This window comes from Roseomonas haemaphysalidis (genome assembly GCF_017355405.1).
GTDB lineage: Bacteria > Pseudomonadota > Alphaproteobacteria > Acetobacterales > Acetobacteraceae > Pseudoroseomonas > Pseudoroseomonas haemaphysalidis.
The window spans coordinates 1,399,809-1,423,138 of the sequence record NZ_CP061177.1; the positions used below are offsets into that span (position 1 = coordinate 1,399,809).

Genomic DNA, 23,330 nt, shown 5'->3' on the forward strand with positions numbered 1-23,330 from the left:
GATGTTCGTGGAATCCCTCCTCCAGGCCATCGCCGCCGGCCTCACGCTCGGCGCCTTCTACGGGCTGACCTGCGTCGGCCTCGCGCTGATCTTCGGCATCATGCGCGTCATCAACTTCGCGCAGGGCGACTTCATGATGGTGGGGATGTATCTCGCCGTCGGGCTCTCGGCGCTGCTGGCGGGGCTCGGCGTCGCGGCGCCCTTCGTGGCGGCGCTGCTGGTGGCGCCGCTGCTGTTCATCGCGGGCGCGCTGCTGCACCGCTTCCTGGTGTCCCGCACCACGGGGCTGCAATCGGTGGGCCTCTCGGCGGACGGGCACCAGGCGCAGCTCATCCTGACGCTCGGCATCGCGCTGGTGCTGCAGAACGGCGCGTTGATCCTGCTCGGCTCGGCGCCGGTCGCGGTGGTATCGCCGCTCTCCTCCGCCGCCTGGGAGCTGCCGCTGCTGTATGACGATTTCAGCGCGCTGTTCCTCAACAAGGCGCGCACCATCGGTGCGCTGGTCAGCCTCGGCGTCGCGCTGGTGCTGTTCCGGCTGATCCGCAGCACGCATCTCGGCAAGTCGCTGCGCGCGGCCGCCGACAACCCCGAGGCCGCGACCTACCAGGGCATCGACGTCGATCGCGCGCACCGCATCGCCTTCGGGCTCGGCACCGCCATCGCGGGCGTGGCCGGCGGGCTGATCGTGCTGTCCTACCCGGTGCAGCCCTTCGTCGGCACGGAGTTCATCATCATCATGTATGCCGGCGTGGTGCTGGGCGGCATCGGCAGCATCACCGGCGCCTTCTGGGGCGGCATGGTGATCGGGCTGGTGCAGCAGCTCGCCATCCTGGTGCTGCCGCTGCAGTTGCAGAACACGCTGGTCTTCCTGGTCTTCGTGCTGATCCTGCTGCTGCGCCCGCAGGGCCTGTTCGGCCGCAGCGTGGAGCGCGCCTGATGCCCGACCGCTCCATCCTCCGCCCGCTCGGCCTGTTCCTGCTGCTGGCGCTCGGCTGGCTCGCCATCGGCTTCGTGGTGCAGGACGCCTATTGGCGGCTGATGCTGACGCTGGTGCCGATCTGGGGACTGCTGGCGGTATCGTGGAACATCTTCAGCGGCTACAGCGGGCTGGTCTCCTTCGGCCACGCCGCCTTCTTCGGGCTCGGCGCCTATCTGGTGGCGCTGGGGCAGGCGCGGTTCGGCCTCACGCCCTGGCTCGGCATCCCGCTGGCGACGGTGCTCGGGGGTGCTGCGGGGGCGGCGATCGGCTATCCCACCTTCCGGCTGCGCGGCAACTACTTCGCGCTGGCCATGCTGGCCTATCCGCTGATGCTGGTCTCGCTGTTCGGCTGGATGGGCTTCCAGGAGGTCTCGGTGCCGCTGCACCGCGAGGCGCCGGGCTGGTACATGCAGTTCGGCGACGGGCGCATCGACATCGCCATCGCGCTGGCGCTCCTCACCATCGGCTTCGCCGCCTCGCTGCTGGTGGAGCGCTCGCGCTTCGGCCTGTCGCTGCTGGCGATCAAGCAGAACGAGCTGGCGGCCGAGGCGGCGGGCATCGACACCCGGCGCTGGAAGATGCGCGCCATGGTGCTGAGCGGCGCGCTGGCCGCGGCGGCCGGCGGCTTCTACGCGGTGGTGCTGCTGGTGGTCACGCCCAACAGCGTCTTCGGGCTGGTGGTCTCGGCGCAGGCGATGATCCTGTCGCTGTTCGGCGGCGCCGGCACGGTCTGGGGCCCGCTGATCGGCGCCGTGGTGCTGGTGCCGCTGGGCGAGACGCTGCAGGCCGAGCTGGGGCACATCCTGCCCGGCATCCAGGGTGTCATCTACGGCATCGCCGTCATCGTCGTGATCCTGGCGGCGCCCGAGGGGCTGTACTGGAAGCTGCGGGACCTGCGCCGCCGCGCCCCCGCCATGGCCGCCGCCGAGGCCCCGCCCGCGCCGCCGGCCGCGGCGCTGCGCCCGCCGCTCGGCGCGCCGATCCTGGAGGTCGAGGGGCTGTCCAAGTCCTATGGCGGCGTCCATGCCGTCTCGGATGTCAGCTTCTCGGTGAGGGCGGGCGAGATCCTCGGCATCATCGGCCCGAACGGTGCCGGCAAGACCACGCTGTTCAACCTGCTCAACGGGCTGGTGCAGCCCAGCCAGGGCAGCGTGCGCTACGAGGGGCAGTCGCTGGCCGGTCTGCGGCCTAGCGGCATCTGCCGCCGGGGTATCGGGCGCACCTTCCAGGTGGTGCGGGCCTTTCCGCGCATGAGCGCACGGGAGAACGTGGTGGTCGGCGCCTTTGTCGCCCATGGCACGGACGACGCGGCCACGCGCGCCGCCGACGCCGCGCTGGCGCAGGTTGGCCTGTCGCACCGCGCCGGGGCCGCCGCCGGCACGCTGACCAACCGCGAGCTGCGGCTGATGGAGCTGGCCCGGGCGCTGGCCGCCGGGCCGAAGCTGGTGCTGCTGGACGAGCCGCTGGCCGGCCTCGGCAGCACCGACACGGAAGCCCTGATCGCCGTGGTCCGTACCCTGCCGTCCCTCGGCATCACCGTCGTCATCATCGAGCATTCCATGCCGGCGATGCTCGGCCTGGTGGACCGCTTCCTGGTGCTGGACAACGGCCGACTGCTGACCGAGGGCCCGCCGCAGGAGGTGTTGCGGCGACCCGCCGTGGTGGAGGCCTATCTGGGCCGCAAATGGGCGACGGCCGATGCTGACGGTTGAGAACATCGAGGTCCGCTACGGCGGCTCGGAGGCGCTGCGCGGCGCCGGGCTGGAGGTCAACCGGGGCGAGCTGGTGGCCGTGGTCGGCCCCAACGGCGCCGGCAAGACCACGCTGTTCAAGGCCATCTCCGGCACCGTGCCGGCCGCTGGCCGCGTCACCTTCGAGGGCGCGGACCTGCTGGCGATGAAGCCGCGGGACCGCGCGCATCTCGGCATCGCCCACGTGCCCGAGGGCCGCAAGGTCTTTGCCAGCATGAGCGTGCTGGAGAACCTGGAGATGGGCGGCTCGACAGAGGCCGGCCGCGCCGACCGCCGGCGCGCCTTCGAGCGCATCTTCGCAATGTTCCCGATCCTGGCGGAGCGGCGCGCGCAGCTGGCGGGCACGCTGTCGGGCGGCCAGCAGCAGATGCTGGCGATCGGCCGCGCGCTCGCCTCCTGTCCGCGCCTGCTGATGCTGGACGAGCCCTCGATGGGCCTCTCGCCCGTCATGGCCGACACGATCTTCGATGCCGTACGCGAGATCCGTCGCGAGGGCGGCATGACGATCCTGCTGGTCGAGCAGCGCGTCACCGACGCGCTGGCCGATTGCGATCGTGGCTACGTGCTGGAAGGCGGCCGCGTCATGCTGCACGGCACGCCGGCCGAGCTGTCCCCCGAGAAACTCCGCCGCGCCTATCTGGGCGTGTGATGCAAAGGAACCGCGCCATGACCACCACGCGTCGCGACCTGGGCCGCCTGGCCGTCGCCGCCGCCACCACGGGCCTCGCCCGGCCGGCCCTCGCGCAGGCCCCGCGCGAGATCAAGATCGGGCTGGTGACGCCGCTCAGCGGCGCCTGGGCCAAGTCCGGCGAGCTGTCCCGCATGGGGATGGAGATGGCGGTGGACGAGGTGAACCAGGCGGGCGGCATCAAGTCGCTCGGCGGCGCCCGCCTGCGGCTGGTGGTCGGCGATTGCGGCGATAGCCCGGAAAAGGCCAAGAGCGCGGCGCAGCGCCTGCTCTCGCAGGAGCCCGACATCGTCGGTGGCGCCGGCGCCTATGTCTCCTCCTTCACCCTCGCCGTGACCGAGGTGACGGAGCGTGCGGGCGTGCCCTGGTTCACGCTCTCCTACGCGGACGCCATCACCAACCGAGGCTTCCGCTACGTCTACCAGACCTCGCCCACCGCCGAGGCGCAGGCCGCCGCCGCGCTGCCGACGCTGCTGCAACTGGCGCAGACCGCCACGGGGCAGAAGCCCACCCGGCTCGGCATCGTCATGGACAACACCGCGTCCCCGGTGAACTTCACGCGCCGGCTGCGCGAAAGCGGCGCCCGCGAGCTGGGCATGACCATCGTGGTGGACGAGACCTTCACCCCGCCGCTGGCCGATGCCGGGCCGGTGATGCAGCGGGTGCGGCAGGCGCGGCCGGAGATGCTGCTGCTGCTGCCCACCGCCGTGCCGGACATCAAGCTGACGCTGGAGAAGCTGAACGAGATCGGCCTCGGCAAGGGGCGGCTGCCAGCCATCAACAACGGCGGCCCGATGGGCTCGCCGGACCTGCTGCGCGTGGTCGGCAAGGACATGCTGGAGGGCGTGCTGTTCATCACCGCCACCTGGGGCAACAAGAACACCCAGGCGCTGAACGAGGCCTTCCGCGCCCGCACCGGCGAGGCCTGGATCACCCAGGACAGCCTGTCCAACTACGCCCATGTGATGATCCTGCGCGACGCGCTGGAAGCCGCCGCCTCCATCGACCGCGACAAGCTGAACGCTGCCATCAAGGCGATGGACAGCACGGAGGGCGCGGCCAAGCTGTTTCCTGGCGGGCGCATCAAGTTCGACGAGCGCGGCCGGCGCGAGGGTGCCGCGCTGGTCATCGCGCAGTGGCAGAACGGCGTGCCGGTCACGGTTTTCCCGACCGACGCGGCGGTGGCGCAGCCGATCTGGCCGCGCCGGTAGGATCGCGCCATGTCGCGCCTCCGTCTCTTTGCCAAGGGCCTGCGGGTGATCGACCTCTCGGCCTTTCTGCCGGGGCCGCTCGCCAGCCTGCTGCTGGCCGACATGGGCGCCGAGGTGCTGAAGGTCGAGCCGCCGGCGGGCGACATGATGGCGCAGATCGGCCCGCGCGACGCCGGCGGCGAGCCGGTGTTCTACGGCGCCGTGAACGCCGGCAAGGCGCTGCGGCGGATGGACCTGAAGCAGCCGGAGGTGCGGCGGGAGTTCCTTGACCTGGTGGCCCGCGCCGACGTGCTGATCGAGGGCTTCCGCCCCGGCGTGATGCGCCGCCTCGGCCTCGACTACCTTGTGCTGCGGGCACTGAACCCGGGGCTGATCTATTGCTCGCTGAGCGGCTACGGCGCGGAGGGGCCGCTGGCGCAGGCGGCCGGGCACGACGCCAACTACCTGGCGCTGTCCGGCATCCTGCACCGCAACGGCGCCGATGCGCCGGCTTACTATGATCCGCCGCTGGCCGATTCCGCCGGCTCGCTGTTCGGTGTCATCGCCATCCTCGGCGCGCTTCGGGCGCGCGAGGCGGACGGGATGGGCTGCCGCATCGACATCGGGCTGGCGGATGCCGCCATGCCGCTGCAGCTGTTTCCGATCGCCGAGCTTGGCGCGACCGGCGCGGTGCCGGAACGCGGCGGCGGATTCCTCAACGGTGCCGCCGCCTACTACCAGGTCTATGCCCTGGCCGATGGCCGCCACGCCATGCTGGGCGCGGTGGAGCCGAAGTTCTGGGCTGCCTTCTGCCACGCCGCCGGCCATCCCGACTGGATCGCCCGGCAGCAGGAGCCGCTGCCCCAGCACGCGCTGATCGCCGATGTGGCGGCGGCCATGGCGGCGCTGACGCTGGACGACTGCCTGGCCCGCTTCGGCGCGGCCGATTGCTGCCTGACCCCCGTGCTGGACCTGCGGGAGGCGCTGGCCTCCCCCCACCATGCCGCGCGCGGCGTGGTGCGGCAGGGGCCGGCCGGGGACACCCAGGCCCTGTTTCCCGCGCATGTGGACGGAGAGGCGCCGCGCCCGCGGCCCCCCCTGCTGCGTGAACAATCCCAGGACAAGGAGCGCGCATGCCCTACGTAGTCAAACCCGGCGTCATCGGGGTGACGATCATGCCCAGGATCGAGGGCGACGGCCGCTCGCTGGAGGAGCTGCTTTACGACGCCACCCAGGCGGTGCTGAAGGATGCCGGCATCACGGTCGAGGAGATTGACGGCATCGTCGTCGCCTCGAACGACCAGTACGATGGCCGCGCCATCTCGATCATGATGGCCTCCGGCTCCGTCGGCGGCGTGGACCGCGACATCCTGTCCACGCCTTCCGCCGGCGAGCACGCCTTCGTGCTGGGCGCGCTGCGCGTCGCCTGCGGCCAGTACCGCACGCAGCTGGTGCTGTCCTGGAGCCCGACCGAGGCCTCCTCGATTCCCGAGGCGCAGCGGCTGGCGGCCGACCCCTACTTCCACCGCCGGCTGCCGATGGACGAGCAGGCCTCGCACGCGCTGCAGGCCAGCGCGCTGATGGCGCAGGTACCGGGGCTGGAGGCGGCCGCGGCGGCGGTGCTGGAGAAGAACCGCGCGCATGGCAAGGCCGCCTATCCCGACCTCGTGGCGCAGGCCGATGCCAACGCCAAGCCGACCCGCTGGCCGCTGCCGGCCGGCAGCATGGCGCCGCCGGTGACCGGCGTGGTGGCCATCCTACTGGCGGGCGAGGACTTCATTCGCGAGAAGAACATGACCGATCCCGCCTGGATTGCCGGCATGGGCTGGACCACCGAGCCAGCCTTCCTGGGCGATCGCGACCTGGGCGAGGCCGCCGCGCTGCGCGAGGCCGCGCGGCAGGCCTATGCCGAGGCCGGCATCGACGGCCCGCTGGGCGCCGTGCAGGTGGCCGAGGTCTCCGACGCCACGCCCTTCCAGGAGCTGATGGCCTACGAGGCGCTAGGCCTGGCGCCGCGCGGCGAATGGGCGGCGCTGACGGCCGACAAGCGCTTCGGCGCCGATGGCAGCCTGCCGGTCAACCTGTCGGGCGGCGTCACCTGCCTGAACCCCGTCTATTGCACCGGGCTGATCCGTATCGCGGAAGTGGCGAACCAGGTGCGCGGCAAGGCCGGGCGCCACCAGAAGCAGGGCGTGACGCGCGGTCTGGCCCAGGCCAGCAGCGGCATGGCCATGCAGTACCAGACCGTGGTCGTGCTGGACCGCGAGCAGCAGGGAGCGGCGGCATGAGCGCGCGCGTCGGCATCATCGGCATCGGCCAGTCGGCCTTCAAGGCGCGGCGGGACGACGCCAGCTACCCGGACCTGGTGCGCGAGGCCGTCACCATGGCGTTGAACGACGCGTCCATGGAGCTGGATGACATCCAGGCCGTCGTCTACTCGCTGTCGCCGGACGCGATGGTGGGCATCGGCAATGCCGAGCGCGTCGGCGTCGATGCCGTGGGGGCGCGCAACAAGCGCTTCCTGCGCATCAACACCGGCGGCGCCACCGGCATCTCCTCCGTCGCCGCCGCCTATTACCACGTGGCGGCGGGCGCCTGCGACGTCGTGCTGACGGCGGGCGCCGACAAGGTCGGCGAATGCGGCGACAGCCAGACCGTGCTGAACAAGATCTGGGACCCGACCTATGAGCGGCAATTGCCGCTGGGGACCATCAACATGCTGGCCATGTCGGCCGTCCGCTACATGCATCTGTATGGCATGACGGAGGAGGACATGGCGCGCGTGGTGGTCAAGAACCGCTGGCACGCCGCCAAGAACCCGAACGCGCATCTCCGCAAGGAAACCACGGTCGAGGAGGTGTTCCGCTCGCGCTACATCTCCTGGCCGGTCAAGCTGTTCGATTGCTGCCCGCAATCCTCCGGCGGCTGCGCCATGGTGCTGGCGAGCGAGAAGTACATCAAGGAGAACAAGCTGGACGCGGTGTGGATTACCGGCGTCGGCCATTCCTCCGAGAGCTACTTCCTCGGCGACCGCATGGGCAACGGCCAGACCGCCGACCACGCCGATGCCTTCGCGCTGAAGGGCTCCTTCGAGCGCGCCTACAAGATGGCCGGCATCAAGGAACCGCGGAAGCAGGTGGACGTGGCGGAGCTCTACGCGCCCTTCAGCAACACCGAGTTCCATTCCATCGAGGCCGCCGGGCTGGCCGATCTTGGCCAGTCGCCGGCCATGCTAAAGGAAGGGCGCTTCCAGATTGGCGGCGACATTCCGGTCAACACCTCGGGCGGGGTGCTGTGCACCAATGCCATCGCCGTCACCGCCATGGTGCGCGTGGCCGAGGTCGCACAGCAGGTGCGCGGCAAGGCGGGCGGGCACCAGGTGGCGGGCGCCAAGATCGGCATCGCCAGCGGCAATGGTGGCGACCACCAGTTCTTCGGCACCATGGTCGTCGAAGCGTAAGACACAGGCACAAGGAACACGGACATGGAACTGCTGAAGCGCAAGGAAGACTGGAAGATCACCTACACCCACGCGCTGGGTGAGACGGCGAGCTGGTTCTACGTGCAGCTGCGCGACCACGGGAAAATTTATGGCAAGCGCGACGCCAAGACCGGCCGCGTGCTGGTGCCGCCGCGCTCCTTCTCCGACCAGTCGCTGCAGCCGACCACGGACTGGGTGGAGGTCGGCCCCGGCGGGCGGATTGAGACCTTCTCGATCGTCTACGAGGAGTTCAACAACCTGCCGCCGCCGCCCTATGCCTTCGGCTACGTGCTGCTGGACGGCGCGGACACCGCGATCGGCGGCTTCTTCAAGGGCGTCGACCTGACGGACCCCAAGGCGGCGTCGGAGAAGCTGAAGATCGGCACGCGCATCAATACCAAGTTCGCCGAGAAGCGGATCGGCGACGTCTTGGACTTCTGGTTTGAGCCCGAGGCCGGCTGACGCGCCGGCGCGGCCGGCAGGGAGGAAGACCAATGAAAAGATCCGAGTTCCTGAAGGCCGCCCTCGCGGTCCTGGCCTGCGGCGGGGCGATCCCCGCCGCCCTGGCCGCGGAGGAATACCCCGCCCGCCCGGTGAAGCTGGTGTCCGGCTTCGCCCCGGGCGGCGGCACCGACATCCTGGGGCGTATCGTCGCGCAGCGGTTCAGCGAGCTGTGGCGCGGCAACATGCTGGTCGAGAACCGCAGCGGCGCGTCGGGCAGCGTCGGCGCCGCCTATGCGGCGCGCTCCGCCCCGGATGGCTACACGGTGCTGCTGGCGCCCAATTCCTACACCATCACGCCGCATGTGCAGCCCAACCCGGGCTTCGACATCCTGCGCGACTTCGCGCCGGTCGGCATGATCGCCACCTCGCCGCTGGTGCTGGCGGTGAACCCGAAGCTGCCGGTGCGCACGGTGGCCGAGCTGATTGCCTATGCCAAGGCGCATCCGCGCGAGCTGAACCAGGGCAGCGCGGGCTCGGCCACCGCGCCGCACCTGGCGGGCGAGTTGTTCAACCTGATGGCGGGCACCACCATCGCGCATGTGCCGTATCGCGGCTCCGGCCCGGCGGTGACGGCGCAGCTGGCCAACGAGGTGCAGCTGTCCTTCGGCCCGCTGAATGCCATCGAGGGCTTCGTACGGGACGGGGCGCTGCGCGTCATCGCCGTGCTCGGCGCGGAGCGCTACGCCGGCTTGCCGGACGTGCCGACGGTGGCCGAAAGCGGGTTGCCGGATTACGCGGTGGACCTGTGGTATGCGCTGCTCGTGCCCGCTGGCACACCCGCGCCCATCGTCAGCAAGCTGAACGCCGACCTCAACCGCCTGCTGGCCGAGGAAGCAACGCGGCGCAGCCTGTACGAGAAGGGCTTCGTCACCGCCCCCGGCACGCCTGCCGCCCTGGCCGATGTCATCCGCGCCGACTTCGCGCGCTGGAAGTCGGTGACGGAGCGCGTCGAGATCAAGCTGGATTGAACGCATGACCCCCATCTCCCTCGATGCCGTGGACTTCACCGCGCGGGACCTGTCGCGCCCCGAATGTGTGCTGGCGCTGCGGAACGGCACGCTCTTCGTTTCGGACAAGCGCGGCGGCATCACGCGCATCGCGCCCGATGGGGCACAGGTGCTGCTGGGGCAGGGGCCGGTGGTGCCGAACGGCATCGCGCTGCTGCGCGATGGCAGCTTCGCCATCGCCAACCTGTCGGATTCCGGCGGCGTGTGGCGGCTGGCGCCGGACGGCACGCTGCGACAGGAGATCGACAGCATCGCCGGCCGGCGTCTCGGCAGCGTCAACTTCGTGCGCACGGACCGGCAGGGGCGGCTGTGGATCTGCGTCAGCACGCTGCGCCCGGGCGAGGACCAGTACCGCACCGACATCGCCGACGGCTTCATAGCCCTGCGCGACGAGCGGGGCATCCGCGTGGTGGCGGAAGGCCTGTGCTGGACCAACGAATGCCTGCCGGACGAGGATGCCGGCTGCCTCTACGTCAACGAGACCTTCGGCCGCCGCCTGACGCGCTTCAGCATGGACGCCGACGGTACGTTGAGCGATCGCGTGACCGTCGCGACCTTCGGCCATGGCGACTACCCGGACGGGCTGACGCAGGATGCGGAGGGCGGCCTCTGGGTGGTCAGCGTCGGCAGCAACCGCCTGATCCGCGTGGCGCCGGACGGCACCCGGCAGGTGATGCTGGAGGACAGCGATGCGGCGCATCTGGAGGCGCTGGAACAGTCGCTGCAGGCCAAGCGCCTGACCCGGCCGATGATCCACGAGGCGCGCTCCAAGCGCCTGCGCAACATCAGCAGCCTAGCCTTCAGCGGGCCGGATCTGCGCACCGGTCTGATGGGCAGTCTGGCGGGCGATGCGCTGGCGCGCTTCGCCGCACCCGTGGCTGGCAAGCCGCCGGTGCAATGGGACTGGTCAACACCCTAGGCCGGTCAGGAAGGCTTGAATGGCCCGGCTGTCTTGATATACTGACCAGTAATAAAAAATAATGGCAGGTATATCCTGCCCGGAGGATTGCCCCATGCAGCCCGGCTCCGTCATTCCGGTTCCGTTCGGCCGCCGCGCCGCGCTCGCGGGGGCCGCCGCATTGCTGGCCACCCCGGCGCTGGCGCAGCCGCGCGCCGCCGGCCCGATCCGCTTGGTGGTCGGCTTCCCGCCCGGCGGCTCCGGCGACATCTTCGCGCGCCTGGTGGCGGACCCGCTGCGCGAGGAGCTGGGCCGCACCGTGATCGTCGAGAACCGCCCCGGCGCGGGCGGGCTGACGGCGGCGGAATACGCGCTGCGGGCGCCGGCCGACGGATCGGTGCTGATGATGCACACCGGCTCCTCCGCCGTCTCGGCGCCGATCGCCCGCAAGGTGCCGCCCTACGACCCGGTGCACGACTTCTCCTGGGTAGCCCTGCTGTCCGAGGCGCCCTTCGCCCTGGCGCTCAACCCGCGCCTGCCGGCCACCGACTTGAAGGGCTTCATCGCCTACGCCAAGGCCCGGCCGGGGCAGCTTTCCTACAGCAGCGCCGGCATCGGCACGACGGTGCATCTGGCGGCCGAGGCCTTCAACGATGCCGCCGGCATCCAGGTGCTGCACATCCCTTACCAGGGCAGCGGCCCGGCCATCACGGACGCGATCAACGGCACCGTCGCCTACAATGTCGAGACCTTCGGCACGCTGCTGCCGCACCACAAGGGTGGCGCGCTGCGCATCGTCTCCGCCATGGCGGCGGAGCGCACCGCCATCTCGCCAGAGACGCCGACGATGCGGGAGGACGGGATCGACGTCACCGCCGGCACCTACAACCTGCTGGCGGCGCCCCCCAACACTCCGCGCGAGGTGCTGGCGCCGGTCGCCGCCGCCATCGGCCGCGTCATGGCTCGCCCGGCGGTGCAGGCGCAGCTCCAGGGGCTCGGCATCGCCGGCGTGACGCAATCGGACCCGGATGGCGCGCGCCGCTTCGTTTCCGCGGAGATCGCCCGCTGGACGCCGGTGGTGCACCGCCTCCGGCTGGCGCTGTGACCCAGGCCGCCATCGAGGCCCTGCTGCGGCCGCGTTCCGTCACGATCCTGGGGGCCTCCGACCGCTCCCGCTGGTCGTGCACCGCGTTCGACAACCTGCGGCAGGGCGGCTTCGCCGGCACGGTGCAGCTGGTCAACCGGCGCGGCGGCAGCGTGCACGGGCAGGCGGCGGCCCAGAGCGTCGCCGCGCTGGGCGAGGCGCCGGATCTCGGCCTGGTGCTGTTGCCGGCCGAGGCGGTGGCCGAGGCGGTGCGCGACCTCGGTGCCGCTGGCGCACGCTCGGCCGTGATCCTGACGTCCGGCTTCGCCGAACTGGGCGATGCGGGGGCAGCCGTGCAGCGAGAGGTGGCGGAGGCTGCGGGGCGGGCGGGGGTGCGGCTGCTAGGTCCCAACAGCCTCGGCTTCATCAACTTCGCCGATGGCGTCTGCGCCTGGACCACGCCGGTGCGGGCACCGACGCGGCGCGAGGGCGTGGCCATTGTTTCGCAAAGCGGGGCCACCGCCTATTTCCTGGCCACCCTGGCCTGGCGGCACGATGTCGGGCTGAGCCATGTGGTGGCCACCGGCAACGAGGCCGATCTCGACCTCGCCGCAGTCGCCCTGTCGCTGCTGCGGCAGCCGGCGACGAAATCCCTGGCGCTGTTCATCGAGACGTTGCGCGACCCGGCCGGCTTCCTGGCCCTGGCCGAGGCTGCGCTGGCGGCGCGCAAGCCGCTGGTGGTGCTGAAGGTCGGCACGAGCGAGGTGACGGCGAAGTCGGCGCTGGCGCATACCGGCGCCCTGGTGGGCGACGACCGCGTCTTCGACGGCATTTGCGCGCAATACGGCATCGTCCGCGCCCGCTCGGTCGAGGAGCTGCTGACCACCGCCGACGTGATGGGCCGCGCCGGGCCGCTGCGGCCGGGCGGTCTCGGCATCGTCTCCAACTCGGGCGGCATCTGCGAGATCGCCGCCGACAGCGCGGCCGCGCGCGGCCTGGTGCTGCCGGAGCTGGCGCCGGAGGCGGCGGCGGCGCTGCGCGAAACCATCCCCGGCTTCGCCACCCCGCACAACCCGCTGGACCTGACCGGCGCCATCACGCCAGAGCAGTGCGAGGCGGTGGTGGAGATCGTCGCCGCCCAGCCGGCGCTGGCCGCCGTCCTTTGCCCTTACTACGAGGTGCCGACGGAACAGGCGGACATGAGCGAGCGGCTCAGCGGGCTGCACGCCGCGCTGGCCGCCGGCCTGACCCGCGCCCCCGTCCCGGGCTTCGTAGTCAGCTACACCGCCACGCATCTCACGCCGCTGTCCAAGCGCATCGTCGCCGAAACGGGCATGCCCTACCTCGCTTGTGGCCTGGACTTGGCGGTGACGGCGCTGGCCGGCAGCGCCCGCTGGTCCGGACGACTGCGACAGCCGCCCGCCGCCGTGCGCGTGGCGCCGGCCCCGGAAGCGGAACGTCCCCGCTCGGAGCATGCGGCCTTGCAGGTCCTGGCACGGCACGGCGTGCCCGTGGTGCCGGTCGTGCTGGCGCGGGATGCCGAACAGGCCGTGCGGGCCGCCGCCGCGCAGGAGGGCGAGGTGGTGCTGAAGATCGCCTCCCCCGACATCGGCCATAAGTCGGACATGGGCGGCGTCGCGCTGGGGCTGCGTGGCGCGGAGGCGGTGCGAACGGCGCATGACCGGCTGCGCGCCGCCGCCCTGGCCCATGCGCCGGAGGCGGTGGTGGAGGGCGTGCTGGTGGCGCCGATGCGCCCGCGCGGCATCGAGCTCTTCGTCGGCGTGACGCGGGATCCGCAATGGGGCGCGGTGCTGGCCGTGGGGCTGGGTGGCGTCTGGGTGGAGGTGCTGAAGGATGTCGCCCTGCGCCTCTTGCCGGTGGATGCCGACGAGGTGCGGCGGATGCTGGAAAGCTTGTGCGGCGCCGCCATGCTGGCCGGCCAGCGCGGCGTGCCGGCCGCCGACCTGGATGCCGTGGCGGGAGCCATCGCCCGCATCGGCGACGCGGCGCTCGCCTTCGGGCCGGAGCTCGTGGCGCTGGACGTCAATCCGCTCTGGGTGCGCGGCGGGCAGGTGGAGGCGCTGGACGCGCTCTGCGTCTGGCAGGATGGAGAGGAGGGGGCATGAGCCTGCGTGACACGGCGGCGATGACGGGGGTGGGCGAGACCCGCTACCAGCGCGGCGCCACCCGCCCATCCACCGCGCTGCAGCTGGAGGCGGCGCTGGCCGCCATCGCCGATGCGGGCCTGCGGCCGCGCGACATCGACGGCATCATCCCGATCGGCATCACCGGCGCGCCCGCCGAGGAGCTGGCGACCAACCTGGGCGTGGAGGAGCTGCGCTTTTCGGCGCTGACGCCGATGGGCGGGGCCAGCAGCATCGCCGCCATCCAGTGCGCGGCGGCGGCCATCCAAGCCGGGCTGTGCAACCACGTGCTGATCGCCGCGGGCCGCAACGTCTCGGCCGGCGCCAAGGCCGGCACGCGCATCCACCAGATGCCGCAGTTCCACCTGATCACGGAGTTCGAGCTGCCGCTCGGCGCCATCGCCCCCGCGCAGCTCTACGCGCCGATGGCGCGGCGGCACATGGAGCTTTACGGCACCACCAGCGCGCAGCTGGGCGAGATCGCCACCACGGTCCGCGCCCACGCCCTGCTGAACGACAACGCGGTGATGAAGAAGCCCATGACGCTGGCCGACCACCAGGCGTCCCGCATGATCGCCGACCCGTTCCGCCTGCTGGATTGCAGCCTGGAAACCGATGGCGGCGCCGCCTTCGTGGTCAGCGGCGCCGAGCGCGCGCGCGACATGCGGGCGCCGCGCGTGCTGGTGTCCGGCATCGCCGAGGGCCATCCGGACAGCCCCAGCGCCATCACCCAGCGTGGCGACATGACGCGGCTCGGCATCGCCAAGGCCGCGCCGCGCGCCTTTGGCATGGCCGGCGTCACGCCTGCCGACATCCAGGTGGCCGAGATCTACGACTGCTTCACCTGGGTGGTGCTGTGCCAGCTGGAGGACATGGGATTCTGCGCCAAGGGCGAGGGGGGCGGCTTCGTGGAAGGCGGGCGGCTGCGCCTGGGCGGCGCGCTGCCGGTCAACACGCATGGGGGGCTGCTGTCGCAGGCGCATATGCTGGGGCTGAACCACGTGGTGGAGCTGGTGCGGCAGCTGCGCGGCGAGGCCGGGCGGGCGCAGGTGCGGGGCGCGGAGCTCGGCCTTTGTACCGGCTACGGCGACATGGGCGATGGCGCCATGGCCATCATGCGGCGGGGATGACAGCGATGACCGACACCACAGCCGCGCGGCCGCTGCCGCACGCCTCCGACCTGACCCGCCCCTACTGGCAGGGCGCGGCGCAAGGCAAGCTGCTGATCCAGCGCTGCCTGGACTGCGGCACGCTGCGCCACTACCCGCGCTACATCTGCGACCATTGCCATTCCTTCGAAACGGAATGGGTGCCGAGCAGCGGCCGCGGCCGTGTGCACAGCTGGATGGTGGCGCACCACCCCTACCACCCCGCCTTCACGGACGTGCCCTACACGCTGGTGACGGTGGATCTGGAGGAGGGCGTGCGGGCGCTCGGCCGCTACAGCGTGGCGGACGGCGCCGGGCTGCGGCTGGACCTGCCGGTGACGTTGCGCATGGAACCGGTGGCCGAGGGCGTCGCCCTGCCATTCTTCACCCCGGCGGAGGACTGAGTCATGCGGACGCAACTGGCCAGGCGCCTGGGCTGCGAGGTGCCGATCTTCGCCTTCTCCCACTGCCGCGACGTGATCGTGGAAGTGACCAAGGCCGGCGGCTTCGGCGTGCTCGGTGCCTCCACCTTCTCGCCCGAGCAACTGGAGCAGGAGCTGCGCTGGATCGACGAGCACGTGGCCGGCCGCCCCTATGGCGTGGACGTGCTGATCCCGGCCAATTACGACAAGGCGGCCGAGGCCTCGCTGGGCGAGCTGGAGCGGCTGATCCCGGACACGCAGCGGCAGTTCCTCGACGGGCTGCTGACCGAGGCGGGCGTGCCGCCTTTGCCGGAGGACGAGCGCGCCCGCGTGCGGCAGGAGTTGGCCGAGGGCCGCGGCGGCATGACGCCGGACGGCGCCCGCCGGCTGCTGGCCGTGGCTTTGCAGCACAGCCAGGTGAAGCTGGTCGTCTCCGCCCTCGGTGCGCCGCCGCCGGACGTGGTGGCGCTGCTTCGCGAGCGCGGCCTGATGATCGGCGCGCTCTGCGGCAAGGTCTCGCACGCCACCCGACAGCGCGACGCGGGCGTGGAGGTGATCATCGCCCAGGGCACCGAGGCGGGCGGCCATACCGGCGACATCGCCACCATGGTGCTGGTGCCGCAGGTGGTGGAAGCCTGCCCGGAGATTCCCGTGCTGGCCGCCGGCGGCATCACCCGCGGCAGTCAGATCGCCGCCTGCCTGGCGCTGGGGGCCGAGGGCGTCTGGTGCGGCAGCGTCTGGCTCGGCACGCGGGAAAGCGAGCTGACGCCCTTCGAGAAGGATGCGATCTTCGCGGCCAAGGCCGAGGACACGGTGCGCCGCCGCGCCCGCACCGGCAAGCCCGTGCGGATGCTGCGCAGCACGCTGTCGGAAGCCTGGGAACAGCCCGGCGCCCCCGCCTACCTGCCCACGCCCTTGCAGGGCATCCTGTACAACGAGGCGCACCACCGCGTGGTCCGCGCCGGGCGGCGGGACCTGTATTCCTTCCCCGTCGGCCAGGCCGTCGGCACGATGAACCAGGAGACCTCGGTGCGCGAGGTCATGCTGCAGATGCAGAACGAGTACCTGGCCGCGACCGAGCGCCTCGCCGCGCTGTGGGAGGACTGATGACCGACGAGGTCCTGGTGACGCATGAGGACGGCATCGCCACCATCACCATCAACCGCCCCGACCAGCGCAACGCCGTCAACCGCGCCGTCTCCTACGGCGTCTGCGCCGCCGTGGACGAGCTGGACGCGCGCGACGACCTGCGCGTCGGCATCCTGACCGGCGCCGGCGGCACCTTCTGCGCCGGCATGGACCTGAAGGCCTTTCTGCGTGGCGAGGTCACGCGCGTCGAGGGCCGCGGCATCCTCGGCATCGCCATGACGCCGCCGAAGAAACCGCTGATCGCCGCCGTGGAAGGCTACGCCCTGGCCGGCGGCTTCGAGGCCGTGCTGGCCTGCGACCTGCTGGTGGCCGCGCGCGATGCCAAGTTCGGCCTGCCCGAGGCCAAGCGCGGCCTGGCCGCCGCCGCCGGGGGCCTGCTGCGCCTGCCGCGCCTCTTGCCGCCGCGCATCGCCCTGGAACTGGCCCTGACCGGCGAGATGGTCACCGCCGGGCGGCTGGACCGCTACGGCCTCGTCAACGCCCTGGTGGAGCCCGGCGAGGCCCTGGCCGAAGCGAAGCGACTGGCCCGCAAGATCATCGCCAACGCTCCCATGTCAGTCGCTGCCAGCAAGCGCGTGATGGTGGAGCAGCAGGACTGGACGCTGGAGGAGATGTTCGCCCGGCAGGCGGAGATCACCGGGCACCTGCTGGCCTCCGAGGACGCGCGGGAGGGGGCGACGGCCTTTGCCGAGAAGCGGGTGCCGGAGTGGAAAGGGCGGTGAAGGTCAGGGGAAAGAATTCCCCCGAACCCCCATCTTCTTTTTATCAATCTGGATTGATCGCCGGTGGAGCGGTCGCGCCCCACCCGCACCACCGGACAACAGTCAGAAAAAAGATGGGGGGTCCGGGGGGAATTCATTTCCCCCGGCCTTCTCCCGCTCGGCAAACACCGGCTGCCGCCGCTCACTGAAAGCGGATAACCCTTCCGCCGCATCCGCCCCCGGCAGCAGCGCCATCGCCGCCTCGGCCTCCGCCTCCGGGCTGCCGTGGCGTGCCAGGCGCTTCATCGCCGCCAGCGCCGGGGCACTGCCGGCGGCGAGCGCGGCGCAGCAGGCCCGGGCCTCGGCGGCCAAGGCACCGGTGGGCAGCACGCGGGACACGAGGCCCCATTGCGCGGCCTCGGCGGCGCTGATCCAGCGGCCGGTCAGCATCAGGTCCAGGGCGCGGGGGCGGCCGATGGCGCGGGGCAGGCGCTGGGTGCCGCCCCAGGCGGGGAGCAACCCGTAGCGCGCATGCTGGTCACCGAAGCGGGCGTCCTCGGCGGCCAGGACGATGTCGCAGCACAGCGCCAGCTCCAGGCCGCCGGCGAGGCAGAGGCCTTGCACGGCGGCGACCACGGGGAGGGGGCTGGTGTCCAGCGCGGTGGCCAGGGCGTGGCCCTCGGCCAGGAAGGCGGCGAGGGCGGCGGGCTCCTGGCGCAGGGCCTGGAAGGTGCCGAGGTCCATGCCGGTGCAGAAGTCCCGGCCCTCCGCCTTGATCAGGATGGCGCGGATGGCGGGGGTGGCCTCGAAGTGCCGCAGCGCCGCCAGCATCGCCACCCGGTCCTCGGGCCGCAGGGCGTTGCGGCGGGCGGGGCGGGCCAGGGTGAGGATGCCGATCGCGCCCTCGGCCCTGGCGAGGAGGCCGGTCACAGCGTGACGGCGGTGTTTTTTTCGGGCAGCAGCACGCGGTGGCGCTGGTCGCCCATCTCAGCGAGAAAAGCGTCGGCGTTGGGCTGCAGCGGCGGGAAGGTGGCGAAGTGGCAGGGGATGACCGTGCGCGCCGCCGGCAGGAAGCGCGTGACCGCCATGGCGGCGAGGCGCGGGCCCATGGTGAAGCGGTCGCCGATCGGGGCGATCACCACGTCGGGCTGATAGATCTCGCCGATCAAGGCCATGTCCGAGAAGATGTCGGTGTCGCCCATGTGGTAGACGGTGGGCTCGTCGGCGTCCTTCGGCGTCACCACGGCGCCGTTGGGCAGGCCGAGGGAGTGGGCGATGCCGTCCTCGCCCATCTGGCTGGAGGAATGGAAGGCGATGGTGAGCGCCACGGAGAACTCGCCGAGGTCCACGGCGCCGCCGGTGTTCAGCGGCTCCATCTTTTCCAGGCCCTGCCTGCCCAGCCACATGCAAAGGTCGAAATTGGCGATGACCGGCGCGCCGGTGCGCTGCGAGATCTCGACCGCATCACCCACGTGGTCGGCATGGCCATGCGTCAGCACGATATGGGTGGTGCCGGCGGTGGCGGCCGCGAGGTCGCCGGTGAAACTGGGATTGCCGGTCAGGAAGGGGTCGATCAGCACGACCGAACTGCCGAAGTCCAGGCGAAAGGTGGCGTGGCCGAACCAGGTGAGTTGCATGGCGTGCTCCTTCATGGCGGTGTCGCGGGGCTAACGGCGGGGCCGGCCCGGGGTTGTCAGTGCCCGCGCAGCCGCAGCAGGTGGTGGGGCCCGAGCTGGCCGGTGGCGGTGACGCCGAGCAGCGCCATGTCGCGCGACACCTCCTCGGCCAGCAGGGAGATGGCGTGGCGCAGCCCAGCCTCGCCGCCCAGCGCCGCGGCGTACAGGAAAGGGCGGCCGACGAACACGAAGCTGGCCCCCAGCGCCAGGGCCTTCAGCACGTCGGTGCCGCGGCGGATGCCGCTGTCCAGGATCACGGGCAGGGGCCCCGCGGCCTCCACCACCTCTGGCAGCGCGCGCAGGGGCGAGATGGCGCCGTCCAGCTGCCGCCCGCCGTGGTTGGACACCACCACCGCATCGGCGCCGCTGTCCCGCGCCCGCCGCGCATCCTCCGCCGTCAGGATGCCCTTGATCACCAGTGGGCCGCGCCAGAGCTGCCGCACGCGCTCCAGCCGCCGCCAGTCCAGGTGGTCGCGCTGCGCCAGGTCACGCGGCTCGGTGCGGGACAGCAGGGGGGCGCCGCGCGCGGGGCCGGCATTCTCGAAATGCGGCATGCCGTGGCGACGCAGGGTGCGCAGGAAGGTGCCCAGCGTCCAGGCGGGGCGCATCATGCCGTCCCAGGCCAGCCGCGCGGAGGGGCGCAGCGGGGCGGAGAAGCCGGCGCGGACGTTGTTCTCGCGGTTGGCCAGCACCGGCACGTCCACCGTCACCGCCAGGGTGCCGAAGCCGGCTGCGGCGGCGCGGTTCACGAGGCCTTCCATGCGCGCCATGTCGCCCAGCAGGTAGGCCTGGAACCAGGCGCGCGGGTTGGCGCGGATCACCGCTTCCATGGCGATCAGCGAGGCGCCGCTCAGCATCATCGGGATGCCGGCCGCCGCCGCGCCTTGTGCCAACACCAGGTCGCCGCGATAGGCGGCCAGGGCGCTGAACCCCATGGGCGCGATGCCGAAGGGCGTGGCGTAATCCTGCCCCAGCAGCGGGGTGGCGAGGCTGCGGGCGGAAACGTCGATCAGCGTGGCGGGGCGGAGGCCGTATTCGGCGAAGGCGGCGCGGTTGTCACGCAGCGACCAGTTGCTTTCCGCGCCGCCCGAGACATAGGCGAAGACGGGGCGCGGCAGGAAGCGGCGTGCCGCCGGCTCCAGGTCCTCCAGCGACAGGATGCCGCGCATGCGGCGCGGCAGGGTCGTGGAATCAGCAGTCATTGGCAAGAACCTTTCGATTCGGTGCTTGCCATGCCCGGGCGGGGGAAGATGATACAGGCAAAATAGGGGAGGGCGGCATGAGCGAGCGGGTCATCATTATCGGCGCCGGCGCGGTGGGCGGCTATCTCGGCGCCTATCTGGCGCGGGCAGGGCATGCGCCCGTGCTGGTGGATGCCTGGCCCCAGCATGTCATGGCGATGCAGCGCGACGGGCTGGACATCCGCATGATGGAGGCGGGCGAATCCTTCCGCACGCCGGTGCGCGCGCTGCACATCTCGGACGTGCCGCAGCTGGTGCGGGAAGCCCCCTTCGACATCGCCTTCATCTCCGTGAAATCCTATGACACGGCCTGGGCCACCGCGCTGGTGCTGCCCTACCTGGCGCCGGACGGCTGCATCGTCTCGGCGCAGAACAGCATCAACGAGGACAGCATCGCCGCCGTGACCGGATGGGGGCGGGTGCTGGGGCTTTCGGTCAACGTGCTGGCAGCGGAGCTGGTGGCGCCGGGGCGGATCGAGCGCAACTCGCTGCGCGCCACGGGCGACAAGCTGGGTCTGGTGGTGGGCGAGGCGCATGGGCGCGTCACGCCGCGCGCACGGCGCATCGCCGCCCTTTGCGCCCTGGGGGACAGCGCCGGCGTCACCACAAACCTGTGGGGCGAGCGCTGGTCGAAGCTGACCATCAACGCCATGCGTAACGGCGTCTGCGCCATGACGGGGATGAGCAGCAAGGAACGGGACTACGACCCGGCGGTGCGCGCGCTCTCCATCCGCCTCGGTAGCCAGTCGGTGCGGGTCGGCCGCGCCATGGGGCTGGCACTGGAGCCGATGAGCGGGCTGGACCTCGACCTGCTGGCGCGGGCGGAGGCGGAGCCGGCGGCGATGCAGGCGGTCATCGCGCAGATCCTGGAGGTGGTGGAGAAGCGCGGCGATTCGCAGCGCCCCTCCATGGGCCAGGACATCCTGAAGGGGCGGCGGACCGAAAGCGCGATGATCAACGGGCTGGTGGCGCGGCGCGGCCAGGAGTTCGGCGTCGAGGCCGGGCTGCACGCACAGGTGGACGAGATCGTGCGGCGCATCGAGCGCGGCGAGGCGCGCCCCGACCCGGCGCTGGCCCGCGCGCTCTAGCCTCACCGGGGCGGACCCGCCAACAGCTTCCAGACGCCCTCGGCGGAGGCGACCAGCGTGTCCCCCGCCGTCACCAGCCCGCGCACGAAGACGATGGAGCGGGTGCGCCGCAGCACCTCCGCCCGCACCTCCACGAAGCTGCCGGGGCGGGTGACGCCGATATAGCGGATGTCGAGCTGGATGGTGGCGGCGGGCGCCGCCTCTACCGCGCGGCGCACCGTCATGCCTAGCGCGTGGTCGGCGAAGAGCGCCATGATGCCGCCATGCACCATGTCGCGCCCGTTGAAGTGCTCCGGCCGGGTCTGGAAGCCGAAGGCCACCGCCTCGCCCTCCGCGCGGGTCCAGAGCGGGCGGAAGAAGACCGGCAGGCCGGGGTCGTCCTGCTGCCGCCAGCCCTGCTCGGCCGGGTTCATGCCGCGGCCGCTGGGCGGCGGTACACGCCATAGGCGGGGGCGGGGCCGATGGCATGCATGTTGACCTCCACCAGCGCCGGCCCGGGCACGGCGATGGCCCGCGCCACGGCGGCGCCGAAGTCCTCCGCCCGGTCCACGCGCCAGGCGGGCATGCCGGCGAGCTGCGCCAGCCCCTGCAGGTCCGGCCCCCGCAGCTCGCCGAAGAAGCGCCGGCCCTCCTGAAAGGTATCCTGGATATGGCCGATGGCGGCGTAGATGCCGTCGTTCATCACAATGATGCACAGGTCGGCCTGTTCCTGCACCACCGTCCAGAGCTCGGTCATGTTCATCGCGAAGCCGCCGTCGCCCGCCAGCATCACCGTCTTGCGGCCGCTGCGCCCGGCATGCAGCGCGGCGCCGATGCCGAGCGGCAGGCCCGGCCCGATGCCCGCCCCCACGGGATGGATGGAATCGCGCGGGCCATAGACCGGCATCAGCCGGTGCGCCCAGGTGGCGCCGGCCACCGTGGCGTCGCGCACCCAGAGCGCGTCGCGCGGCATGGCGGCGCGCAACTGCGCCGGGAAGCTGGCATAGGGTCCGAGGGATGCCCGGTAGCTCTCGCTGGCGCGGCGGCGGACGGCGGCGATATCGTCGCCGAAGGTGGGGTCCACTTGCAGCCGACCGGCCAGGCGTTGCCGCAGCCCCTCCAGCACCAGTCCGGCATCGCCGCAGACGAAGAGCTCGGAAGGGTAGGTGCGGCCGCTGGCGCGCGGGTTCAGGTCCACCTGCACCCGCCGCTCCGGCAGCTTCAAGGCGCCATCCAGCATCTCGTGCCCGCGCAGGCGGGAGCCGACCACGAGCATGGCATCGACGCCCTCGTAGAATTCCAGAACTTCCGGCGCGCCGTTGCCGTGCAGGGCGCCCAGCGTGCGCGGGTCGTCCTCCGCCACGATGCCGCGGCCGTTCCAGGAGCTGACGGCACCGAAGCCGAGGTCGAGCAGCGCGCCCGCCCCCGCGCCCGCTTCGCAGGCGCCGTTGCCCAGCCAGAGCATCGGCCGCCGGGCGGAGGCCAGCAGCTCGGCGGCGGCATCCAGCTCGGCCTCGGCGGGCGGCGCGCTCCGGCTGGGCAGCGCCAGCCGGTCCAGCGCCGCCGGGCGCCGCACCTCGGCGCGCTGCAGGTCGGCTGGGATCTCGACGGTCACCGGCCCGCGCGGCGCGGCCAGGGCATCGGCGGCGGCGGCCAGCAGGGCGCCGAAGGCCTCCTCCGGCGCGCGGATGCGGTGGACGGACTTGCAGACGGCGGCCAGCATGGCGCCCTGGCCCGGCAGGTCGTGCACCGCGCCGCTGTCGCGGTCCAGCAGGCACGTCGCGGTCTGGCCGGTGATGTGCAGCACGGGACTGCCGGCAAAGCCCGCCTCCACCAGCCCCGGCACGGTATTGGCCGCGCCTGGGCCGGTGCTGCTGATCACCACGCCGAGACCGCCGGAAGCGCGCGCCAAGCCATCCGCCATGTGTCCCGCGCCCATCTCGCCACGCGCGGGGACGAAGCGGATGGCGTTGCGCCGGCCGATGCCGTCCAGCACGGGGATGTTGTGGACGGAGACGATGCCGAAGGCGGTCTCCACCCCCGCCGCCGCCAGGAATTCCGCCACCAAGTCGCCGACGGTATAGGCCATGGACGCTTCCTTTCCCCGGACCCACTTTGCGCTGGCGAGTCTCCTACTTATCGGTATCTAATCCTGCCCAACGGTTCAAGGCCCGAAGGCCACGCCGACCAGGGAAGGAAC

Annotated in this window: 22 protein-coding genes; 17 read left to right on the forward strand and 5 right to left on the reverse strand. The window is 71.8% G+C overall.

Annotated elements, in window-relative coordinates:
* Position 1 precedes the first annotated feature (1 nt).
* From IAI59_RS06430 to IAI59_RS06505, 16 genes are all read left to right on the forward strand, one after another.
* Positions 2-937, forward strand: a complete 936-nt coding sequence (locus tag IAI59_RS06430) for a branched-chain amino acid ABC transporter permease (protein ID WP_207419495.1) — start codon at positions 2-4, stop codon at positions 935-937.
* A complete protein-coding gene (locus IAI59_RS06435) occupies positions 937-2,691 on the forward strand; it encodes a branched-chain amino acid ABC transporter ATP-binding protein/permease (RefSeq protein WP_207419494.1) in 1,755 nt (584 codons plus the stop codon). Before IAI59_RS06430 ends, IAI59_RS06435 begins: the two co-directional genes overlap by 1 nt.
* Positions 2,678-3,379 carry an ABC transporter ATP-binding protein gene (locus IAI59_RS06440; protein ID WP_207419493.1) on the forward strand — a complete coding sequence of 234 codons (702 nt, stop codon included), beginning with the start codon at positions 2,678-2,680 and terminating at the stop codon, positions 3,377-3,379. Before IAI59_RS06435 ends, IAI59_RS06440 begins: the two co-directional genes overlap by 14 nt.
* 17 nt (positions 3,380-3,396) lie before the next feature.
* The gene (locus IAI59_RS06445; protein WP_207419492.1) at positions 3,397-4,629 is read left to right on the forward strand and encodes an ABC transporter substrate-binding protein; all 1,233 of its coding nucleotides are present in this window, start codon (positions 3,397-3,399) and stop codon (positions 4,627-4,629) included.
* Positions 4,630-4,638: 9 nt separating this feature from the next.
* On the forward strand, positions 4,639-5,754 hold the full coding sequence (locus IAI59_RS06450; RefSeq protein ID WP_207419491.1) for a CaiB/BaiF CoA transferase family protein: 1,116 nt from the start codon (positions 4,639-4,641) through the stop codon (positions 5,752-5,754).
* Complete coding sequence (locus IAI59_RS06455; protein ID WP_207419490.1) at positions 5,742-6,896, forward strand: thiolase family protein; 1,155 nt, start codon at positions 5,742-5,744, stop codon at positions 6,894-6,896. The genes IAI59_RS06450 and IAI59_RS06455 overlap by 13 nt, the downstream gene beginning before the upstream one ends.
* The gene (locus IAI59_RS06460) at positions 6,893-8,068 is read left to right on the forward strand and encodes a thiolase family protein (protein WP_207419489.1); all 1,176 of its coding nucleotides are present in this window, start codon (positions 6,893-6,895) and stop codon (positions 8,066-8,068) included. Before IAI59_RS06455 ends, IAI59_RS06460 begins: the two co-directional genes overlap by 4 nt.
* A 24-nt stretch (positions 8,069-8,092) precedes the next feature.
* The gene (locus IAI59_RS06465; protein ID WP_207419488.1) at positions 8,093-8,551 is read left to right on the forward strand and encodes a Zn-ribbon domain-containing OB-fold protein; all 459 of its coding nucleotides are present in this window, start codon (positions 8,093-8,095) and stop codon (positions 8,549-8,551) included.
* Positions 8,552-8,583: 32 nt separating this feature from the next.
* Positions 8,584-9,561 (forward strand): Bug family tripartite tricarboxylate transporter substrate binding protein, encoded by a 978-nt coding sequence (locus IAI59_RS06470; RefSeq protein ID WP_207419487.1) that lies wholly within the window; start codon positions 8,584-8,586, stop codon positions 9,559-9,561.
* A gap of 4 nt (positions 9,562-9,565) precedes the next feature.
* Positions 9,566-10,519 carry an SMP-30/gluconolactonase/LRE family protein gene (locus IAI59_RS06475; protein ID WP_207419486.1) on the forward strand — a complete coding sequence of 318 codons (954 nt, stop codon included), beginning with the start codon at positions 9,566-9,568 and terminating at the stop codon, positions 10,517-10,519.
* Positions 10,520-10,613: 94 nt separating this feature from the next.
* Entirely contained in the window at positions 10,614-11,603 is a 990-nt protein-coding gene (locus tag IAI59_RS06480) for a Bug family tripartite tricarboxylate transporter substrate binding protein (RefSeq protein ID WP_207419485.1), read from the forward strand.
* Entirely contained in the window at positions 11,600-13,708 is a 2,109-nt protein-coding gene (locus tag IAI59_RS06485) for an acetate--CoA ligase family protein (protein ID WP_207419484.1), read from the forward strand. The genes IAI59_RS06480 and IAI59_RS06485 overlap by 4 nt, the downstream gene beginning before the upstream one ends.
* Entirely contained in the window at positions 13,705-14,856 is a 1,152-nt protein-coding gene (locus tag IAI59_RS06490; RefSeq protein ID WP_207419483.1) for a thiolase family protein, read from the forward strand. Before IAI59_RS06485 ends, IAI59_RS06490 begins: the two co-directional genes overlap by 4 nt.
* 5 nt (positions 14,857-14,861) lie before the next feature.
* Positions 14,862-15,278, forward strand: a complete 417-nt coding sequence (locus tag IAI59_RS06495; protein ID WP_207419482.1) for a Zn-ribbon domain-containing OB-fold protein — start codon at positions 14,862-14,864, stop codon at positions 15,276-15,278.
* Between the two features lie 3 nt (positions 15,279-15,281).
* Positions 15,282-16,403 carry a nitronate monooxygenase gene (locus tag IAI59_RS06500; protein WP_207419481.1) on the forward strand — a complete coding sequence of 374 codons (1,122 nt, stop codon included), beginning with the start codon at positions 15,282-15,284 and terminating at the stop codon, positions 16,401-16,403.
* On the forward strand, positions 16,403-17,167 hold the full coding sequence (locus IAI59_RS06505; protein ID WP_207419480.1) for a crotonase/enoyl-CoA hydratase family protein: 765 nt from the start codon (positions 16,403-16,405) through the stop codon (positions 17,165-17,167). Before IAI59_RS06500 ends, IAI59_RS06505 begins: the two co-directional genes overlap by 1 nt.
* Before the next feature lie 102 nt (positions 17,168-17,269).
* Here IAI59_RS06505 and IAI59_RS06510 read toward each other — a convergent pair whose 3' ends face one another.
* Genes IAI59_RS06510 through IAI59_RS06520 form a run of 3 tightly spaced genes read right to left on the reverse strand, consistent with a single transcriptional unit; the run spans position 17,270 to position 20,024 of the window.
* Positions 17,270-18,076, reverse strand: coding sequence for an enoyl-CoA hydratase/isomerase family protein (locus IAI59_RS06510; protein ID WP_207419479.1), 807 nt, complete (start codon positions 18,074-18,076; stop codon positions 17,270-17,272).
* Positions 18,073-18,783, reverse strand: coding sequence for a metal-dependent hydrolase (locus IAI59_RS06515; RefSeq protein ID WP_207419478.1), 711 nt, complete (start codon positions 18,781-18,783; stop codon positions 18,073-18,075). The genes IAI59_RS06510 and IAI59_RS06515 overlap by 4 nt, the downstream gene beginning before the upstream one ends.
* A 56-nt stretch (positions 18,784-18,839) precedes the next feature.
* Positions 18,840-20,024: an alpha-hydroxy acid oxidase gene (locus IAI59_RS06520; protein WP_207419477.1), complete on the reverse strand. Its 1,185-nt coding sequence runs from the start codon at positions 20,022-20,024 to the stop codon at positions 18,840-18,842.
* A 77-nt stretch (positions 20,025-20,101) separates the two neighbouring features.
* On the opposite strand from IAI59_RS06520, the gene IAI59_RS06525 reads away from it, so the two are divergent.
* Positions 20,102-21,151 carry a ketopantoate reductase family protein gene (locus tag IAI59_RS06525; RefSeq protein ID WP_207419476.1) on the forward strand — a complete coding sequence of 350 codons (1,050 nt, stop codon included), beginning with the start codon at positions 20,102-20,104 and terminating at the stop codon, positions 21,149-21,151.
* A 2-nt stretch (positions 21,152-21,153) separates the two neighbouring features.
* On the opposite strand, the gene IAI59_RS06530 is transcribed toward IAI59_RS06525, so the two are convergent.
* Together IAI59_RS06530 and IAI59_RS06535 are read right to left on the reverse strand one after the other, a co-directional pair.
* Complete coding sequence (locus IAI59_RS06530) at positions 21,154-21,564, reverse strand: PaaI family thioesterase (protein ID WP_207419475.1); 411 nt, start codon at positions 21,562-21,564, stop codon at positions 21,154-21,156.
* Entirely contained in the window at positions 21,561-23,219 is a 1,659-nt protein-coding gene (locus IAI59_RS06535; RefSeq protein WP_207419474.1) for a thiamine pyrophosphate-binding protein, read from the reverse strand. Before IAI59_RS06535 ends, IAI59_RS06530 begins: the two co-directional genes overlap by 4 nt.
* Between the last annotated feature and the right edge of the window lie 111 nt (positions 23,220-23,330).

Excerpts from the sequence above, each read along its gene's own strand:
- IAI59_RS06515 (WP_207419478.1), bottom strand. The coding sequence starts at position 18,783 with ATGCAACTCACCTGGTTCGGCCACGCCACCTTTCGCCTGGACTTCGGC.
- IAI59_RS06535 (WP_207419474.1), bottom strand. The coding sequence starts at position 23,219 with ATGGCCTATACCGTCGGCGACTTGGTGGCGGAATTCCTGGCGGCGGCG.
- IAI59_RS06470 (WP_207419487.1), top strand. The coding sequence starts at position 8,584 with ATGAAAAGATCCGAGTTCCTGAAGGCCGCCCTCGCGGTCCTGGCCTGC.
- IAI59_RS06435 (WP_207419494.1), top strand. The coding sequence starts at position 937 with ATGCCCGACCGCTCCATCCTCCGCCCGCTCGGCCTGTTCCTGCTGCTG.
- IAI59_RS06505 (WP_207419480.1), top strand. The coding sequence starts at position 16,403 with ATGACCGACGAGGTCCTGGTGACGCATGAGGACGGCATCGCCACCATC.
- IAI59_RS06450 (WP_207419491.1), top strand. The coding sequence starts at position 4,639 with ATGTCGCGCCTCCGTCTCTTTGCCAAGGGCCTGCGGGTGATCGACCTC.
- IAI59_RS06475 (WP_207419486.1), top strand. The coding sequence starts at position 9,566 with ATGACCCCCATCTCCCTCGATGCCGTGGACTTCACCGCGCGGGACCTG.
- IAI59_RS06490 (WP_207419483.1), top strand. The coding sequence starts at position 13,705 with ATGAGCCTGCGTGACACGGCGGCGATGACGGGGGTGGGCGAGACCCGC.
- IAI59_RS06430 (WP_207419495.1), top strand. The coding sequence starts at position 2 with ATGTTCGTGGAATCCCTCCTCCAGGCCATCGCCGCCGGCCTCACGCTC.
- IAI59_RS06525 (WP_207419476.1), top strand. The coding sequence starts at position 20,102 with ATGAGCGAGCGGGTCATCATTATCGGCGCCGGCGCGGTGGGCGGCTAT.
- IAI59_RS06495 (WP_207419482.1), top strand. The coding sequence starts at position 14,862 with ATGACCGACACCACAGCCGCGCGGCCGCTGCCGCACGCCTCCGACCTG.
- IAI59_RS06465 (WP_207419488.1), top strand. The coding sequence starts at position 8,093 with ATGGAACTGCTGAAGCGCAAGGAAGACTGGAAGATCACCTACACCCAC.
- IAI59_RS06455 (WP_207419490.1), top strand. The coding sequence starts at position 5,742 with ATGCCCTACGTAGTCAAACCCGGCGTCATCGGGGTGACGATCATGCCC.
- IAI59_RS06440 (WP_207419493.1), top strand. The coding sequence starts at position 2,678 with ATGCTGACGGTTGAGAACATCGAGGTCCGCTACGGCGGCTCGGAGGCG.
- IAI59_RS06445 (WP_207419492.1), top strand. The coding sequence starts at position 3,397 with ATGACCACCACGCGTCGCGACCTGGGCCGCCTGGCCGTCGCCGCCGCC.
- IAI59_RS06500 (WP_207419481.1), top strand. The coding sequence starts at position 15,282 with ATGCGGACGCAACTGGCCAGGCGCCTGGGCTGCGAGGTGCCGATCTTC.
- IAI59_RS06480 (WP_207419485.1), top strand. The coding sequence starts at position 10,614 with ATGCAGCCCGGCTCCGTCATTCCGGTTCCGTTCGGCCGCCGCGCCGCG.
- IAI59_RS06460 (WP_207419489.1), top strand. The coding sequence starts at position 6,893 with ATGAGCGCGCGCGTCGGCATCATCGGCATCGGCCAGTCGGCCTTCAAG.
- IAI59_RS06530 (WP_207419475.1), bottom strand. The coding sequence starts at position 21,564 with ATGAACCCGGCCGAGCAGGGCTGGCGGCAGCAGGACGACCCCGGCCTG.
- IAI59_RS06520 (WP_207419477.1), bottom strand. The coding sequence starts at position 20,024 with ATGACTGCTGATTCCACGACCCTGCCGCGCCGCATGCGCGGCATCCTG.